Here is a 17,669-nt window from a genome sequence, read left to right as displayed (position 1 = left end):
AAGTAAGGACAAGGATGAGTGAGAGCAGTAAAAAATGGTATGTGGTTCGGGCCATAAGTGGTCAGGAATCGAAAGTAAAGGACTACATCGAGGCTGAGATTTCTCACGCTGGAATGTCTGACCATGTTGCTCAAGTACTTATTCCGAAGGAAAAAGTGTTTCAGATCAGAAAAGGAAAGAAAGTAAGTAAAGAGCGAAGCTTTTTTCCAGGATATATTTTGATTGAAGCAGATTTGATTGGTGAAATCCCACACATCATTAAGAATGTGACAGGGGTTATTGGCTTTCTTGGCGAGACCAAAGGGGGTTCACCGGTTCCATTGCGTCAATCAGAGGTTAACCGAATTTTAGGTAAGGTTGATGAATTGGCCGAGAGCGATGAGGAAATGAATATCCCATTCGTTGTTGGAGAAGCGGTTAAAGTAATCGATGGACCTTTCAATAGCTTCAGTGGAATCATTGAAGAGATCAACGAGGAAAAGAAAAAACTCAAGGTTATGGTGAAGATTTTCGGAAGAAAAACACCATTGGAATTGAGCTACATGCAAGTAGAAAAAGAGTAAATAAACACGGGTATCTCAGCGCATTGATTTACGAATGCTTCCCCCTGCGCTGTCTATCACATATAAATAGTTCAAATAACAATAGTTAAACATGGCAAAAGAGATAAGCGCATTTATTAAGCTCCAGGTTCGGGGTGGTGCCGCTAACCCTGCCCCGCCTATTGGACCTGCATTGGGTGCCAAAGGAGTCAATATCATGGACTTCTGTAAGCAATTCAACGCTCGTACACAGGATTCTCCGGGTAAGGTTTTGCCGGTGGTGATCACAGTTTACGCGGACAAGTCGTTCGAGTTTGTGATCAAGAAATCCCCTGTAGCTATCTCAATTAAAGAGGCGATCAAGCTTAAAACTGGTTCTGCTGAATCTAACCGCGTTAAAGTCGGTAAGATCACAGTAGCTCAGATTCAAGCCATTGCTGAAGAAAAAATGTCTGACATGAACTGTTTTACTGTTGAATCTGCCATGCATATGATCGCTGGAACAGCGCGTAGCATGGGAGTGACTGTAACTGGAAACCTTCCACAAAAAGCTTAAGAAAATGGCACTTACTAAAAATAGAAAGAAAGCCCTTGAGTTGGTGGAGGTTGACAAGACCTACTCACTCTTGGATGCAGCAGGGCTGATCAAACAAATGCCAGCATCAAAGTTCGATGCTTCGGTAGACGTAGCTGTAAGGTTAGGTGTCGATCCGAGAAAAGCGAACCAAATGGTGCGTGGTGTATGCAGCCTGCCGCATGGTACAGGTAAAGCGGTGAAAGTTCTTGCGCTTTGTACTCCAGATAAGGAGGAAGAAGCTAAGGCAGCCGGTGCTGACTTTGTTGGACTTGACGAGTATCTCGACAAGATCAAAGGGGGATGGACCGATGTAGATGTTATAGTAACCATGCCAACGGTTATGGCCAAATTGGGTCCGTTGGGTAGGATATTGGGACCAAGAGGTCTTATGCCTAACCCAAAAGCGGGAACAGTTACCATGGACATTGGTAAGGCGGTTTCGGATGTTAAAGCCGGAAAGATCGACTTCAAAGTTGATAAGTATGGAATCGTTCACGCAGCAATCGGCAAGGTGTCTTTTACGGAAGACAAACTTGTTGAGAATGCAAAAGAGTTGATTTCAACACTTGTTAAACTGAAGCCATCTGCGGCCAAAGGAACCTACATTAAAAGTATCGCTCTATCGGGGACAATGACTCCGAGTGTAAGAGTAGATGTTAAATCAGTTTAATTCGGTTAAGACTCAATTATGAACAAACAAGAGAAAAATCAAGCAATTGATGCTTTGACTGTTGAGTTGGAGAACAATCCGAATTTTTATTTGGCTGACATCTCAAAACTCAACGCTGAGCAAACTTACAAGCTTCGTGCTGCGGCACACAAGAAATCGGTAAGTCTTAAAGTTGTAAAGAACACATTGCTTAGAAAAGCAATGGAAAGAGCCTCTGGCGATTACGAAGGTCTTTATGGCGTATTGAAAGGCAATACCTCAATCATGTTCTCTGAAACTGGCAATGTTCCGGCAAAGCTGATCAAAGAGTACAGAAAGAAAGGTGACCGACCATTGCTTAAAGGAGCTTATGTAGGAGAAAGCATCTATGTGGGAGACGCAAGTATTGACGTCTTGGAGAACATCAAATCGAAAGAGGAGATGGTTGGAGAGATCATTGGACTTCTGCAGTCGCCTGCGAAGAACCTTATCTCTGCGCTTCAAACCCCAGGTAGAAACATTGCTGGTATACTACAAACACTTGCCGAAAAAGGCGAATAGTCGCCTATCGGTTTTCAATTAATCAATTTTACAAACACGAATAACAACTAAATAAAATGGCAGATCTTAAAGAATTCGCAGAACAACTCGTTAGCCTTTCTGTAAAGGAAGTGAACGAACTTGCTCAAATACTTAAAGATGAATACGGAATTGAGCCTGCAGCTGCTGCAGTTGCTTTTGCTGGCCCTGCGGCTGGTGCTGGCGCTGGAGACGAAGCAGAAGCTCAAACTGAATTCGATGTTATCCTTAAATCAGCTGGAGCTGCTAAGCTTGCAGTAGTTAAGTTGGTAAAAGAGCTTACAGGACTTGGCCTTAAAGAGGCAAAAGAGCTTGTTGATGGTGCTCCAAAACCACTTAAAGAAGGAGTTTCGAAAGAAGAAGCGGAAGCTCTTAAATCTCAGCTTACTGAGGCAGGAGCAGAAGTTGAGGTTAAGTAATCTCCTCTTCTAACATTTCAAGGTTGAAGTCAGTCCCGATCATGTCGGGATCTGACTTCGGCCTATTACCGTTTACAGACATTTCATTTCACGAACCTCAAAATTCAATATTTTGGCTTTGAAGACAAAAACCGGACGAATCAGTTTCGCATCCACAAAGAATCAGATACCTTATCCTGATTTCTTAGAAATACAACTCAAGTCTTTTAAAGATTTTTTCCAGCTGGAGACCACTCCGGAGAATCGTCATAACGAGGGTCTCTTCAAGGTGTTTGCGGAAAATTTCCCGATCACTGATACAAGGAACAACTTCGTTCTTGAGTTCTTGGATTACTTTATCGACCCTCCACGCTATTCAATTGAAGAGTGTATAGAGAGAGGACTGACGCATAGTGTTCCTTTGAAGGCCAAGCTGAAGCTGTATTGTACAGACCCAGAGCATGAGGATTTTGAGACCATCGTTCAGGATGTGTATTTGGGAACAATCCCTTATATGACTCCGAAAGGATCATTTGTTGTAAATGGTGCAGAACGTGTTGTTGTATCTCAGCTTCACCGTTCACCAGGAGTTTTCTTCGGACAGAGCTACCATGCAAACGGTACTAAATTGTACTCAGCGCGTGTAATTCCGTTCAAAGGTTCTTGGATTGAATTTGCAACAGATATTCACGGTGCGATGTATGCTTACATCGACCGTAAGAAAAAGCTTCCTGTAACCACGCTTTTAAGAGCTATTGGTTTCGAAAGCGATAAAGACATTTTAGAGATCTTCGGTCTTGCTGACGAAGTAAAAGTTAGCAAAGCAGGTCTCGCAAGAGTAAAAGGCCGCAAATTGGCCGCAAGGGTTCTCCGTTCATGGGTTGAGGATTTCGTAGATGAGGATACTGGAGAAGTTGTATCAATCGAGCGTAATGAGGTGATCATTGATCGTGAAACGATTGTTGAGAAAGAGCACATCGACCTTATTTTGGAAGCTGGTGTTAAGAGCATCATTCTTCACAAAGAGGAAGTGAACGCGGCAGATTACGCCATCATTTACAACACACTTGCAAAAGATACTTCTAACTCTGAGAAGGAAGCTGTAGAGCACATCTATCGTCAACTTCGTAATGCTGAACCACCAGATGAGGAAACTGCTCGTGGTATCATCGATAAGTTGTTCTTCTCAGATAAACGATACGATCTTGGTGAAGTAGGTCGATTCCGAATCAACCGTAAACTCGGTTTGAACACTCCGGAAGACCAAAAAGTACTTACCAAGGAAGACATCATTTCCATCATCAAGTATTTGATCGAGCTGATCAATTCTAAGACTGATGTGGATGATATTGACCACTTGAGCAACAGACGTGTAAGAACAGTTGGAGAGCAATTGTATGCGCAGTTCGGAGTTGGTCTTGCTCGTATGGCAAGAACAATCCGGGAGCGTATGAACGTTCGTGACAACGAGGTTTTTACACCAATTGACTTGATCAACGCGAAGACACTTTCTTCAGTTATCAACTCGTTCTTCGGAACAAACCAGCTATCTCAGTTCATGGATCAAACCAATCCATTGTCGGAGGTAACTCACAAACGTAGAATGTCTGCCCTTGGACCTGGTGGTCTTTCGAGAGAAAGAGCTGGATTCGAGGTCCGTGACGTTCACTACACACACTACGGTCGTCTTTGTACCATTGAAACACCAGAAGGACCGAACATCGGTCTTATCTCGTCACTTTGTGTTTACGCAAAAGTCAATAAGCTCGGATTCATTGAAACTCCTTACAGAAATGTAGAAGGTGGAAAAGTGGATATGAAAAGTGAGCCTATCTACTTAAGCGCTGAAGACGAAGAGAAGAACACGATTGCTCAGGCCAACGCGGTGCTGAAGGATGATGGTTCATTTGCAAGCGACAGAATCAAGGCACGTTTGGAAGGAGATTTCCCTGTGGAAAATCCGAACAACATCAACTTGATGGACGTTGCTCCAAACCAGATCGCTTCAATCGCTGCATCATTGATTCCTTTCTTGGAGCATGATGATGCGAACCGTGCTTTGATGGGATCGAACATGATGCGTCAGGCAGTTCCATTGTTGAGACCACAAGCGCCTATCGTAGGTACTGGTCTTGAGCCATTGGTTGCTCGCGACTCTCGTGTATTGATCAATGCTGAGCGAGACGGAGTTGTTGAATATGTTGATGCCAACAAGATCAGCATCCGTTATGAGCGTAACGATATGGACAAATTGGTAAGTTTTGAGGAAGACCTTAGAACCTACTCGTTGGTTAAATTCCGTAAGACAAACCAGAACACGACTGTTAACCTTAAACCAATTGTTGTAAAAGGACAAAAGGTGAAACAAGGCGAAGTGCTTTGCGATGGTTTCGGAACAGAAAATGGAGAGTTGGCAATTGGCCGTAACTTGAAAGTGGCTTTCATGCCATGGAAAGGTTACAACTTTGAGGATGCGATCGTGATCTCGGAGAAAGTTGCCAAAGAAGATATCTTCACGTCTATTCACATCGATGAGTATACTTTGGAAGTAAGAGACACCAAACGAGGTTTGGAAGAACTTACTGCAGATATTCCTAACGTAAGTGAGGAAGCCACCAAAGACCTTGATGAGAACGGACTTATCCGCATTGGAGCTGAAGTTCAACCAGGTGATATCTTGATCGGAAAGATCACTCCGAAAGGAGAAACTGATCCTTCTCCAGAAGAGAAACTTTTGAGAGCCATCTTCGGTGATAAAGCAGGAGATGTGAAAGATGCTTCATTGAAAGCACCTCCATCTTTGAATGGTGTTGTACTTGAGAAAAAACTGTTCTCAAGAAACATTAAAGACAAAAAGACCAAAGCAGACGAGAAGAAAGTTCTTGCCCGCATTGATGAGGAGTACGAAAAAGAACTTGCTATCCTTAAAGGTGTGCTTGTTGACAAGTTGTTTGTACTTGTAAACGGTAAAACATCTCAAGGTGTTGAGAACAATCTTCGCGAAGTATTGATTCCGAAAGGAACCAAATTCACGCAAAAATCGCTTTCATCTATCGAGTACGATAACATCAATCCAGCTGGTTGGACAACCGATGAGGATAAGAATACATTGATAAAGGAGTTGCTTCACAACTTCAACATCAAGGTAAACGACCTTCTAGGATCGTTCAAACGCAAGAAGTTTGCTGTTTCCATTGGAGACGAACTTCCAGCAGGAATCGTACAGTTGGCCAAAGTTTACATCGCTAAGAAGCGTAAGCTTAAAGTGGGTGATAAGATGGCAGGTCGTCACGGAAACAAGGGTATTGTTGCCCGTATCGTTCGTGAAGAGGATATGCCATTCTTGGAAGATGGAACGCCAGTTGATATCGTATTGAATCCGCTTGGTGTACCATCAAGGATGAACCTTGGACAGATCTACGAAACGATCCTTGCTTGGGCAGGAGAAAAACTAGGCCGTAAGTATGCCACACCGATTTTCGATGGAGCAACTTTGGATCAAATTGAAGCAGAACTTGCTGAAGCTGGTCTTCCTTCATTTGGTAGAACATACCTATATGATGGTGGTACTGGAGAGCGATTTGACCAACCAGCAACTGTTGGTATAATCTACATGCTTAAACTCGGCCACATGGTTGATGATAAAATGCACGCACGTTCTATCGGACCATACTCACTTATTACGCAACAACCACTTGGTGGTAAGGCCCAGTTTGGTGGTCAGCGTTTGGGAGAGATGGAGGTTTGGGCACTCGAAGGTTTCGGTGCAGCAAACATCCTTCAAGAAATGCTTACCATCAAGTCGGATGACGTGGTTGGACGTGCTAAGGCTTACGAAGCCATCGTTAAAGGAGATCCGATGCCAGCACCTGGTATCCCAGAATCCTTCAACGTATTGATGCACGAACTTCGCGGTCTGTGTCTGAATGTAACGCTTGACTGATAATGGTTTTCCTCCCGAGCAATCGGGAGGAAAATTTTACTCAACAGAATATTAAAAGTTAAAAGTCCTCAAATGGCCCTCAAAAGAGAGAATAAGATTAAAAGCAATTTTAAGAAGGTTGTCATCAGCCTTACTTCACCAGAGAAGATTCTAGAAGCTTCTAGAGGTGAGGTGTTGAAGCCTGAAACCATCAACTACAGGACGTACAAACCTGAGCGTGATGGTCTTTTCTGCGAAAGGATTTTCGGACCCGTAAAGGATTACGAATGTCATTGTGGTAAATACAAACGTATCCGTTACAAGGGAATCATTTGCGACCGTTGTGGAGTTGAGGTTACGGAAAAGAAAGTAAGACGTGAGCGAATGGGACACATCCAATTGGTTGTTCCTGTAGCGCATATCTGGAATTACCGTTCACTTCCTAATAAGATAGGTTACCTACTTGGTCTTCCAACCAAGAAGTTGGACATGATCATCTATTACGAGCGTTACGTGGTTATTCAACCAGGTGGTGCTACCAATAATGAAGGTGAGGCGTTGAATTACATGGACTTCCTTACAGAAGACGAGTATTTGGACGCGTTGGAAAGACTTCCAAAAGAGAACCAATATTTGGATGATCATGATCCAAACAAATTCGTTGCTAAGATGGGTGCTGAAGCACTTGAGTCTTTGCTAATGGGCTTGAAATTGGATGAGCTTTCATTTGATCTTCGTCATAAAGCAAACACTGAAACAAGTCAGCAACGTAAGAATGAGGCTTTGAAGCGTCTTCAAGTTGTAGAAGCTTTCAGAAGTGCACAAGAACACATTGAAAACCGTCCAGAATGGATGGTTGTGAAGGTGATTCCAGTAATTCCACCAGACCTTCGTCCGTTGGTGCCGTTGGATGGTGGACGTTTCGCAACATCGGATTTGAACGACCTTTACAGAAGGGTTATCATCCGTAACAACCGTCTGAAGCGATTGATTGAGATCAAAGCTCCAGAAGTGATCTTGCGTAACGAGAAGCGTATGCTTCAAGAGTCTGTCGATTCACTTTTCGATAACTCTAGAAAATCATCTGCTGTTAAAACTGAATCAAACCGAGCGCTGAAATCACTTTCAGATTCGTTGAAAGGAAAGCAAGGACGATTCCGTCAGAACCTTCTTGGAAAACGTGTTGACTATTCAGCTCGTTCGGTAATTGTTGTTGGACCAGAATTGGAAATGCATCAGTGTGGTATTCCAAAAGGAATGGCAGCTGAGCTTTACAAGCCGTTCATCATCCGTAAGATGATTGAGCGCGGAATCGTGAAAACGGTAAAATCAGCTAAGAAATTGGTTGATAAGAAAGATGCGGTTGTTTGGGATATTCTTGAGAACGTTCTTACAAACCACCCTGTTCTTCTTAACCGAGCTCCGACTCTTCACCGTTTGGGTATCCAGGCGTTCCAGCCAAAACTGATTGAAGGAAAAGCAATCCAATTGCATCCCCTTGTGTGTACGGCTTTCAACGCGGATTTTGATGGTGACCAAATGGCGGTTCACTTGCCATTGGGCAATGCAGCCATTTTGGAAGCACAGATGCTGATGCTTGCTTCACACAATATCCTTAACCCTGCCAATGGCGCCCCGATTGCGGTTCCATCTCAGGACATGGTTCTTGGTCTGTACTACATGACCAAGGAAAAGAGAAGCACTCCGGAAGAAAAAGTGAAAGGAGAAGGAATGACATTCTACTCTGCTGAGGAAGTGATTATTGCTCACAACGAGAAGAAAGTTGACCTGCACGCAATCATTAAGGTGCGAGTTCCATCACATATTGAAGGAGAAAAAGCTAGCGTAATTGAAACAACCGTTGGTCGTGTGCTTTTCAATCAAGTTGTTCCTAAAGGAGTAGCTTTTATTGATGAGTTGCTTACCAAAAAAGCGCTTCGCGATATTATCGGTGACATCATTTACCGAGTGGGTATGGCTGAATCAGCAAGGTTCCTTGACAGGATGAAAAACCTTGGTTTCATGAGCGCATTCCGTGGCGGTCTTTCTTTCAACTTGGGTGACGTATTGATCCCAGAGCAGAAAGTTGCGATGATTGGAAAAGCTCAGGAGCAAGTGGATGAGGTAATGAGCAATTTCAACATGGGATTCATTACCAATAACGAGCGTTACAACCAGATCATTGATATCTGGACACATACAAACTCTCGATTGACCCAAACATTGATGGATCAAATGAAGAATGATAAGCAGGGATTCAACTCTGTTTACATGATGCTTGATTCAGGTGCAAGGGGTTCTAAAGAGCAAATTCGTCAGCTTTCTGGTATGCGAGGTCTGATGGCCAAGCCACAGAAATCGGGTGCTACAACTCAAGAGATCATCGAAAACCCGATCCTTTCTAACTTTAAGGAAGGTCTATCGATTCTTGAGTACTTCATTTCTACTCACGGTGCGCGTAAAGGACTTGCGGATACGGCTTTGAAAACGGCTGATGCGGGATACTTGACAAGACGACTTGTTGACGTTGCTCAAGATGTGGTGATCAATGATGTGGACTGCGGTACACTTCGTGGATTGATTGCTACACCGTTGAAAAAGAATGAGGACATCATCGAATCACTTTACGATAGGATTTTGGGACGTACATCACTTCATGATGTTCTGAACCCAGAAACTGGTGATGTAATTGTTGCTTCAGGAGAGTTGATCAACGAAGAAGAGGCTAAAGCAATTGAAGCAGCTGGAATCGATTCTGTAGAGATTCGTTCTGTACTTACCTGCGAAACAAAACGTGGTTGCTGCTCAAAATGCTATGGTCGCGATCTTTCAACTAGCCGCGAGATCAAGAAAGGATCTGCAGTTGGTGTAATTGCTGCACAGTCAATTGGTGAGCCGGGTACACAGCTTACGCTTCGTACGTTCCACGTTGGTGGGGTTGCATCTCACATTGCATCAGAATCACGTATTGTATCGAAAGCCGAAGCAACTGCTGAGTTTGATGAGTTGAAAACGGTTAAAAGCTCTCAAGGAGATTACGATGTTGTCATTGGACGTTCTGCAGAGCTTCGTTTGATCAACAAGAACACAGGAGTTCTGGTTGCTACTCACAACATTCCTTACGGTTCTAAACTGTACAAGAAGGATGGTGATAAAGTGAAGAAAGACGAATTGATCTGCGATTGGGATCCGTTTAACGCGGTTATCGTATCGGAGGTTGATGGAAAGGTTGAGTTCGACAGTCTTGCTGATGGTGTCACTTACCGAGTTGAGTCTGATGAACAAACAGGCTTCAACGAAATGGTGGTGATCGATTCTAAGGATAAGAAGATGATTCCTGCCATTCAAGTGGTATTTGGAAGCACAAAAACCAAAGAGATCAAGAATTACAACATGCCAGTTGGTGCTCACATTGCGGTTCAAGATGGACAAGCAGTGAAAGCAGGCGACACGTTGGTCAAAATTCCTCGTGTTTCTGGTAAATCAGGTGATATCACCGGAGGTCTTCCAAGGGTAACAGAGCTTTTCGAAGCACGTAACCCTTCAAATCCTGCGGTAGTATCTGAAGTAGATGGTGTAGCTTCTTTCGGTAAGATCAAACGTGGTAATCGCGAGATCATCATCGAAGCAAGAACTGGAGATATCAGAAAATATCTTGTGTCATTGTCTAAGCACATCCTAGTTCAAGAGAATGACTTCGTGAAGGCTGGTATGCCACTTTCTGAAGGTGCAATCACGCCAGCAGACATCTTGATGATCAAAGGACCTACTGCTGTACAGGAGTATTTGGTTAACGAGATTCAAGAGGTTTACCGACTTCAAGGTGTGAAGATCAACGATAAGCACTATGAGGTTATCGTTCGTCAGATGATGCGTAAGGTGAACATCCTTGATCCAGGCGACACTAAATTCTTGGAGAAAGAATTGGTGAATCGTTACGAGTTCCGTGAGGAAAACGATTGGATCTATGGTAAAATGTATGTTGAGGATCCAGGTGATTCAGAGAACCTTAAACCAGGACAGATCATTACTGCACGTAAACTGCGCGATGAGAACTCTGTACTGAAACGTAAGGACTTGAAACCAGTTGTAGCTCGCGAAGCAATTCCAGCTACTTCAGAGCCGATCCTTCAAGGTATCACACGCGCATCGCTTCAAACGGACAGCTTCATTTCTGCAGCATCGTTCCAAGAAACAACGAAAGTGTTGAACGAAGCAGCGGTAAGAGGTAAAATAGATGAACTTCACGGCTTGAAAGAGAACGTGATCGTTGGCCACTTGATTCCAGCAGGAACGGGTCTTCGTGAATACGACAAATTGGTTGTTGGTTCTAAGGAAGAATACGAAGCGTTGATGGCAGCCAAAAAAGAGGAAGCCGAAGCTTAAGCATAGCAATTAGAAGAAAGCCATTAGCAGTTAGCCTTAGGGTTATTGCTAATGGCTTTCTTTTTTGTTCATTCGTTGAATAATACATAAACCGCTAAAGGCTAACGGCCAATAGCTAACAGCTGAAAAATGGCAGATGAAAAACAACAACCCGTTCAGGGACAATTGAGCATCGAATTATCGGAAGAAGTGGCAGATGGTGTTTATTCCAACCTCGCCATCATCACGCATTCCACAGCCGAATTTGTGGTCGACTTCATCAAAGTGATGCCGGGAATGCCAAAGGCAAAAGTGAAATCAAGAATTGTACTAACTCCAGAGCATGCCAAACGTTTTATGCGGGCTTTGCAAGATAATGTTGCGAAGTACGAATCTGAACACGGAACAATCAGACACACCGAAGGACCGCCACCACTACCAATGAACTTTGGCGGACCAACTGCTCAAGCATAATAAACTAATACGAAAGGCCGCATTTGCGGCCTTTTTGATTTCTGTCGCATTGCATCAGATTGTACTTTCACTGAATCCAATGCACGCATTCTTTATGAAACGATTCACCTTATTTATTGCAGCCGTTTTGTTCGCGGCCATTTCCTTTGCCCAGCAACAGTTCGACCCAACCAAGATTGATATTGTACGCGATGAGTATGGCGTACCACACATCTTCGCAAAAACAGATGCTGAAGTTGCCTATGGTTTGGAATGGGCAACGGCCGAAGATGATGTGGAGAATGCACAGTTCATGCTTTGCGCCATGCGCGGATTACTAGGCACGAAGCAAGGAGTTGACGGAGCAAAGATTGATTTTGCGGTTCAGTTCCTTGGTGTGGTTGATTACGTGAACGAGCATTACGAAGAAAGCATACCTGAAGACCTCAAACGCGTTTTGGAAGGTGCGGCCGCGGGAGCAAATGCTTATTTCTATTCTCATCAAGATCTGCTGTGGAACAAGAAGATGCTTCCTGTGAAACCTCAGGATTTCGTTACAGGCTACATGTTGGCTATGTCTTTAATGGGCGGAGTGCAAGGAACCGTGGAGCGAATGGTGAACGGAAAAATCCAACAGGATGTGATTGAAAAGGAAGATGGAATCGGTTCGAACGCGTTTGCATTCAACTCAAATAAAACTGCCGATGGCAATACCTACTTGGCCGTGAATGCACACCAGCCCATTGAAGGCCTTTTATCGTGGTATGAGGCGCATGTATGCTCCGAAGAGGGCTGGAACATGGTCGGTGGTCTTTTTCATGGCTCTCCGACCGTCTTTTTGGGCTCGAACGAAAACTTGGGATGGGCGCATACTACAGGAGATTTGGACGAGCTTGACGTTTACAAGCTAAAAATGCATCCGAAGAAAAAACTCTGGTACAGCGTGGATGGCGAATGGCACAAATTGGAAACCGATCGTGCCAAACTCAAAGTCGGATTGGGAAAGAATCAGTGGTTCAAGATTTCGGTTGGCAAGAAATTCTGGAACAGTATTTACGGCCCAACCATCAAGAACGATTACGGTTATTTCTCGCTTCGTATGCCTGCTTTGATGAATATTTTCCCCATTCTTCAATGGTATAGAATGAATAAGGCCAGCAACTTCTCCGAATTCAAGGCTGCTTTGGATATTCAGGGATTATCACGACAGAACATCACTTATGCTGATAAGAACGATACCATATTCTTCATTTCCAACGGTTACATTCCTAATCGTGCCGATGGATACAATTGGCGAAAAGTATTACCTGGCGATACATCTGCAACGCTTTGGAACACCTTTCTTCCAGTTGATAGCTTCGCTCAGTTTCTGAATCCAGAATGTGGTTGGCTCTTCAATACCAACAATGCGGGCTATGAAGCAACTTCCAAAGCGGAAAATCGAAAACTCGAAGATTACAATCCACATATCGGATATGATCCATCCGTTAATAACCGTAGCCTGCGCGTTTACGAAATAATGGAGGGTGATTATGCTGGGAAAAAGATAAGCTATGATGACTTTAAAGCCTTAAAATTCGATCACACATATCCGCAAAGAATGACCTATAAAGGCGAGTTCTGGATGGATGAACTGTTTGCAATGGATGCGGCCAAATTCCCAGAAATTGCGGATGCGATTCAGCGAATCCAAGCGTTTGATAGGACAGCGGACACCTTGGATCCAAATTTCCCCATGCTGCTGATGACCATCTACGAACTTTTGGATTACAATGGCACGAAACGCAACGAAGCGAAAACTAACCAAGCCAAACAAGTAGAGATGTATGCTGATTGCATTTCGAAGGCAAAGACCAAAATGATTCAGCGTTTCGGCACCATTGACATTGAGCTAAGACAATTGCAAGTTTTGGAACGCAATGGAAAATCAGTGGCGGTGGATGGTGGCCCAGATTGCATCCGTGCAGTGTTCGGGACATTTATGGAAGATGGCCGCAACCGAATGCGAGCAGGCGATGGTTACGTGCAGTTGGTTCAGTTTACAGAAAACGGTCCCATCATCGAAAGTATTAACGCTTTTGGTTCTTCAAGCTTTCCTGATAGTCCTCACAACACCGATCAAATGGTGCCTTTTGCCAAACATCAACTCAAGAAAATGAGCTTGGACAAGGCTGAGATATACAAGAACGCCAAGCGTATTTATCACCCTGAATAATTTCAAATTTTCGTTTGGAGCAGTCCGATCGATAGGTTTACATTTGCATTTGCTTAATGGCTCCGTAGTTCAACTGGATAGAATCTCAGATTTCGGCTCTGAGGGTTAGAGGTTCGAACCCTCTCGGGGTCACAAAGTAATAAGGGTCGGCAATTGCCGACCCTTATCTATTGAAGCTCAATTCACCAAATACGTGTTCAGCCAAAGTAGTAGCTCATCGTAAATCTGGTTCTTGTTGATCTGACCAGGCCCAAATAGGTCGTGCCCGGCATTGTAGAAAACGGTAGTGTCGGCAACAATGCCGTTCGTAGTCAACGTGTCGAACATTCGAATGCTTTGGCCATAAGGAACCAAATCATCCAATGCACCGCACAGGAAAAACGTGGGAACGTTTGTATAGTTGAAAATCGGACTTCCATCTTCATACAATTGAGGATTTTGCCCATAGCTGGTTCCGAAAAATGCCTCAAACACGTAGCCGATCTGGTAGTTGTCGGCATATTGATGGAATAGCGTATCGGTCATGTCCGTTGGCCCAACCAACGAAACCACTGTTTTTACCACATGTTGAGAATCAAACGCATGTCCGTATAGTAACGAAAGATGACCGCCAGCGCTACCTCCTACGAGGGCAAATGTTGCATCGTCAATGTTCCATTCCGCAGATCGTGCGCGTATCAGGCCAATGGCATTTTCTATGTCCTCCATTTGTTTGTGAAAATCGCCACAGGCATAACGGTAATTCATGGCGACCACAGCGTAGCCGGCATCCAAAAGAAAATCGCGGGTATCTTTTCCCCAATCTTCTTTATTGCCAGCAACCCAACCGCCACCGTGGATAAGCAAAACCACCGCAGTGGTGGAATCGCGCTGTTCCGGTAAGTACACATCCATCTTGTTTCTTGCATCGCTGCCGTACTTCAGGTTCTTATAAACGCCATCTTCCTGCTTTTTACAGGAAACAAACGCAGAACTCAATACGAAAAGGAGAAGAATTAGTCTCATTGGGATTCGAAGTTACCGATTAGTGGTTTATGTTGTCTGCAAGAAGCCTGCAATACCCTAAAACCTAACTTTGCTTCATGCCCCATCTCTCGCGCAAGGAGTTTATGAAACGGTCGTTGCTTGCATCTGCTGTGCTGCCGTTTGCACCGCTGCTAGCAAGTTCAGAGGAGCAGCCATTGCGAAGCGTCTCATTGCAACACGTTGACACCGATGAAGCTTTTTGGGCGGAGGTGCGCAATCAGTTTCTGATGGATGAACAGGTGGTAAACCTGAACAACGGTGCGGTTGGGCCGCAATCGATCGCTGTGCAGAATGCGCATATTGAAATGTACCACCAGAGTAATAAAGCTCCTTCTTACTTCATGTGGAATGAAGTCGATGCAAAACGTGAGTCACTCCGATTAGAATTGGCAAAGTTGATGGATTGCGAATCTGAAGAGGTTGCCATCAATCGGAATACTACAGAAGGTTTGAACACAGTCATTTTCGGACTGAATTTGAAGGCTGGAGATGAAGTGGTGGTAAGTGATTTCGATTACCTATTCATGCTCAATGCTTGGAAACAACGACAACAACGGGAAGGAATCGTGATTCGCGAAGTGAAGCTTACATTGCCTATTGAAGACCCCGAATTGGCTGTGGAATTATATCGCAAAGCGATTACACCTAACACCAAGATCGTGCATTTGACGCACGTCATTAATTGGACTGGACAGATAATGCCGGTGAAGGAGATAACTGAAATGGCCCAAAGTATGGGTTGCGAAGTAGTGGTGGATGCAGCTCATTCGTTGGCGCATATTCCGCTTTCCTTTAAAGATATCGGATGCGATTATATGGCAACATCATTGCATAAATGGCTGGGTGCCCCATTTGGAACCGGTGCAATGGTCATCAAGAAAGATAAGGTTGAGAACGTTTGGCCACTGCTTTCGGCCTGGGAACCAAAAAGTGCAGACATCCGCAAGTTTGAATTATTGGGCACGCGCTCGTACCCGGCCGAAATGGCGGTTCTGGATGCCATAAAGTTCCATCATCAGGTTGGTGTTGAGAAAGTGAGCGAGCGCCTACAGTTCCTCAAAACGTATTGGGCAGAAAAAGTGGAAGGATTGAAGAATGTGAAATTCCATACTTCGCTTAAACCCGAATTCAGTCGAGCAATGGCAACGGTTTCCATTTCTGGAATGAGTTCTGAGCAGATTGCCGATTCACTTTTTGAGTCAGATGGATTGCATGTCGGAGAGATAAAATGGAACGGATTGGATGCCGTACGGATCAGTCCGCATATTTATACTTCGCTTGATGAATTGGACCGATTGGTCTCCTCTCTTCAGAAATTGGCCGAAAAATGATTCGAGGCATCTTTCAATGGCTTTCAGATCATCGCTTGATCAACTTCTTGTTGGTTATATCCTATGTGTTATTCCTCATTTTTGCTCACGATTCGTTTGTCAACCTTTCCGTGGTGGTGATGAACAGTCTTTCGCTGCCTGTATATAATCGAGTAGTGGCCACAACTTCTTTGATCGTATTGCTTGCTTTGATAGGGCTCATTTACCGAGCCTTCAATAGCAAAATGCAAGTAGATAAACAAGGTTTTCTATTCGCGAGCCTTGTCCTTTCGGGGCTTGTCTTTCACTTTTTCGTCTTCACGGAAATGAATATTGAATTCATTCATGCCATGGAATTCGGATTGCTTTCCGCAATTATTTACCCGCTGTTTGGCCGTTATGGAGCGGCCATCATTTGTGCCTTGCCTGTGATGTTGGTTGATGAATGGTATCAATACATCATTCTCTATCCTGATTATGTCGAATACTTCGACCTCAATGATATTTTGCTTGATCTGCTAGGAGCAGGACTTTTCCTGTCAATTGTCAAACTTTTCCTCGGTGCCCCCAAAAGCCAGCCTCTATCGTTATTCAGAAGGCCAGAGCTTTACATTTTACTTTCTATGGTAGGGGTCACAATCATCTTGCTGGCCACCTCCCAAGTTGTTCCATATACGAATTTTGCCAACGAAAACACGTGGCTCGTACTTAATGCCATTAAGATCGACTACGCGTTTTGGCGCGTGCATCCAGTAATTGGATCCACCTACCACGTGTTGGAACCCATCTACGGATTAATTACTGTTTTTGGAGTTTGCTTAATTTATTTGGCGATGGATTTGACAAGATCACCGAAATAGGGGACAGCTAGTTTCAATCGACTTCCGTACCAACTGAATATTTCGCCATCTACTAGTTTGATTGTCGCTTTTGGGAGAAGATTTTGCAGCTGTTGGATGTGCTTTTCTGCGAAAGGAAAGGGTTCGGAAGAAAGCAGTATGAGTTCTGGATTGAGTTGCACGATTTCTTCCTCATTGAGTTCAGGATAGCGTTTATCGGTAACTGCATTTTCAAATCCGCAACGCAGCATCATATCATGAACGAACGTGTCGGAACCTGCCACCATGTATGGATTCTTCCAAATGAGATACAGCACTTTTTTCTGAGGTTGAATTGGCCTCAACTGCGAGAAACCTGACTGGATTTCCTGAGTCAGTTTCGAAGAATCCGTCTTCGTCACTTCAGCTATCAACCGAATCATTTCCAGCGCAGAATCAAGATTATTGACATCACTAACCCAAACCGGGAAATCCTTTTCTAAGCTCTCAATCTCTTCCTTATTGTTTTCTTCTTTATTGGCAATGATGAGATCTGGTTTGAGATTGTGAATAGCCTCGAAATCCAGTTTTTTCGTACCGCCAACTCGGGTTTTAGAATAAAACCAGTGATCTGGATGAACACAGAATTTGGTGATGCCGACAACTCGCTCCACCAATCCAAGGTCGAACAGCAATTCTGTTTGACTCGGAACCAATGAAACGATGCGTTGAGGACTCGAAACGAGTTCAAGCCTTCGTCCTAATTGATCAATATGTGTTTGAGTTTCAGCCATAAAAAAAGAGGTTCCGCAAAG

Annotated in this window: 13 protein-coding genes and 1 tRNA gene; 12 read left to right on the top strand and 2 right to left on the bottom strand. The window is 44.0% G+C overall.

Going from position 1 to position 17,669, the window contains the following annotated elements; all coding sequences use genetic code 11:
* Window positions 1-14: 14 nt before the first annotated feature.
* The 10 genes from nusG (at window position 15) to K9J17_10565 (ending at window position 13,832) form a co-directional block, all read left to right on the top strand.
* Window positions 15-563, top strand: a complete 549-nt coding sequence (nusG, locus tag K9J17_10610; protein MCF8277177.1) for a transcription termination/antitermination protein NusG — start codon at window positions 15-17, stop codon at window positions 561-563.
* 91 nt (window positions 564-654) lie between these two features.
* Window positions 655-1,098, top strand: coding sequence for a 50S ribosomal protein L11 (rplK, locus tag K9J17_10605; GenBank protein MCF8277176.1), 444 nt, complete (start codon window positions 655-657; stop codon window positions 1,096-1,098).
* A gap of 4 nt (window positions 1,099-1,102) precedes the next feature.
* Window positions 1,103-1,789, top strand: coding sequence for a 50S ribosomal protein L1 (gene rplA / locus K9J17_10600; protein MCF8277175.1), 687 nt, complete (start codon window positions 1,103-1,105; stop codon window positions 1,787-1,789).
* Between the two features lie 18 nt (window positions 1,790-1,807).
* Window positions 1,808-2,329 (top strand): 50S ribosomal protein L10, encoded by a 522-nt coding sequence (gene rplJ / locus K9J17_10595; protein MCF8277174.1) that lies wholly within the window; start codon window positions 1,808-1,810, stop codon window positions 2,327-2,329.
* Window positions 2,330-2,385: 56 nt separating this feature from the next.
* Window positions 2,386-2,766 (top strand): 50S ribosomal protein L7/L12, encoded by a 381-nt coding sequence (gene rplL / locus K9J17_10590; protein ID MCF8277173.1) that lies wholly within the window; start codon window positions 2,386-2,388, stop codon window positions 2,764-2,766.
* 118 nt (window positions 2,767-2,884) lie between these two features.
* The gene (rpoB, locus tag K9J17_10585; GenBank protein MCF8277172.1) at window positions 2,885-6,688 is read left to right on the top strand and encodes a DNA-directed RNA polymerase subunit beta; all 3,804 of its coding nucleotides are present in this window, start codon (window positions 2,885-2,887) and stop codon (window positions 6,686-6,688) included.
* A gap of 72 nt (window positions 6,689-6,760) precedes the next feature.
* Window positions 6,761-11,053, top strand: coding sequence for a DNA-directed RNA polymerase subunit beta' (gene rpoC / locus K9J17_10580; protein ID MCF8277171.1), 4,293 nt, complete (start codon window positions 6,761-6,763; stop codon window positions 11,051-11,053).
* A 129-nt stretch (window positions 11,054-11,182) separates the two neighbouring features.
* Window positions 11,183-11,506 carry a DUF3467 domain-containing protein gene (locus K9J17_10575; GenBank protein ID MCF8277170.1) on the top strand — a complete coding sequence of 108 codons (324 nt, stop codon included), beginning with the start codon at window positions 11,183-11,185 and terminating at the stop codon, window positions 11,504-11,506.
* A 79-nt stretch (window positions 11,507-11,585) separates the two neighbouring features.
* Window positions 11,586-13,700, top strand: a complete 2,115-nt coding sequence (locus tag K9J17_10570; protein MCF8277169.1) for a penicillin acylase family protein — start codon at window positions 11,586-11,588, stop codon at window positions 13,698-13,700.
* A 58-nt stretch (window positions 13,701-13,758) separates the two neighbouring features.
* Window positions 13,759-13,832: transfer RNA gene (locus tag K9J17_10565), tRNA-Arg, on the top strand.
* A 45-nt stretch (window positions 13,833-13,877) separates the two neighbouring features.
* On the opposite strand, the gene K9J17_10560 is transcribed toward K9J17_10565, so the two are convergent.
* On the bottom strand, window positions 13,878-14,705 hold the full coding sequence (locus K9J17_10560) for an alpha/beta hydrolase (GenBank protein MCF8277168.1): 828 nt from the start codon (window positions 14,703-14,705) through the stop codon (window positions 13,878-13,880).
* A 77-nt stretch (window positions 14,706-14,782) separates the two neighbouring features.
* Between K9J17_10560 and K9J17_10555 the strand changes: the two genes are divergently transcribed.
* Entirely contained in the window at window positions 14,783-16,057 is a 1,275-nt protein-coding gene (locus K9J17_10555; protein MCF8277167.1) for an aminotransferase class V-fold PLP-dependent enzyme, read from the top strand.
* The gene (locus K9J17_10550) at window positions 16,054-16,896 is read left to right on the top strand and encodes a hypothetical protein (GenBank protein MCF8277166.1); all 843 of its coding nucleotides are present in this window, start codon (window positions 16,054-16,056) and stop codon (window positions 16,894-16,896) included. Before K9J17_10555 ends, K9J17_10550 begins: the two co-directional genes overlap by 4 nt.
* Here the strand turns inward: K9J17_10550 and K9J17_10545 are convergent.
* Window positions 16,860-17,648, bottom strand: coding sequence for a helical backbone metal receptor (locus tag K9J17_10545; protein ID MCF8277165.1), 789 nt, complete (start codon window positions 17,646-17,648; stop codon window positions 16,860-16,862). The genes K9J17_10550 and K9J17_10545 overlap by 37 nt on opposite strands.
* Window positions 17,649-17,669 lie beyond the last annotated feature (21 nt).

The organism is Flavobacteriales bacterium, assembly GCA_021739695.1.
GTDB lineage: Bacteria > Bacteroidota > Bacteroidia > UBA10329 > UBA10329 > UBA10329.
The sequence above is the reverse complement of the archived record's forward strand: the minus strand, read 5'-3'. Positions and strand labels throughout refer to the sequence as shown.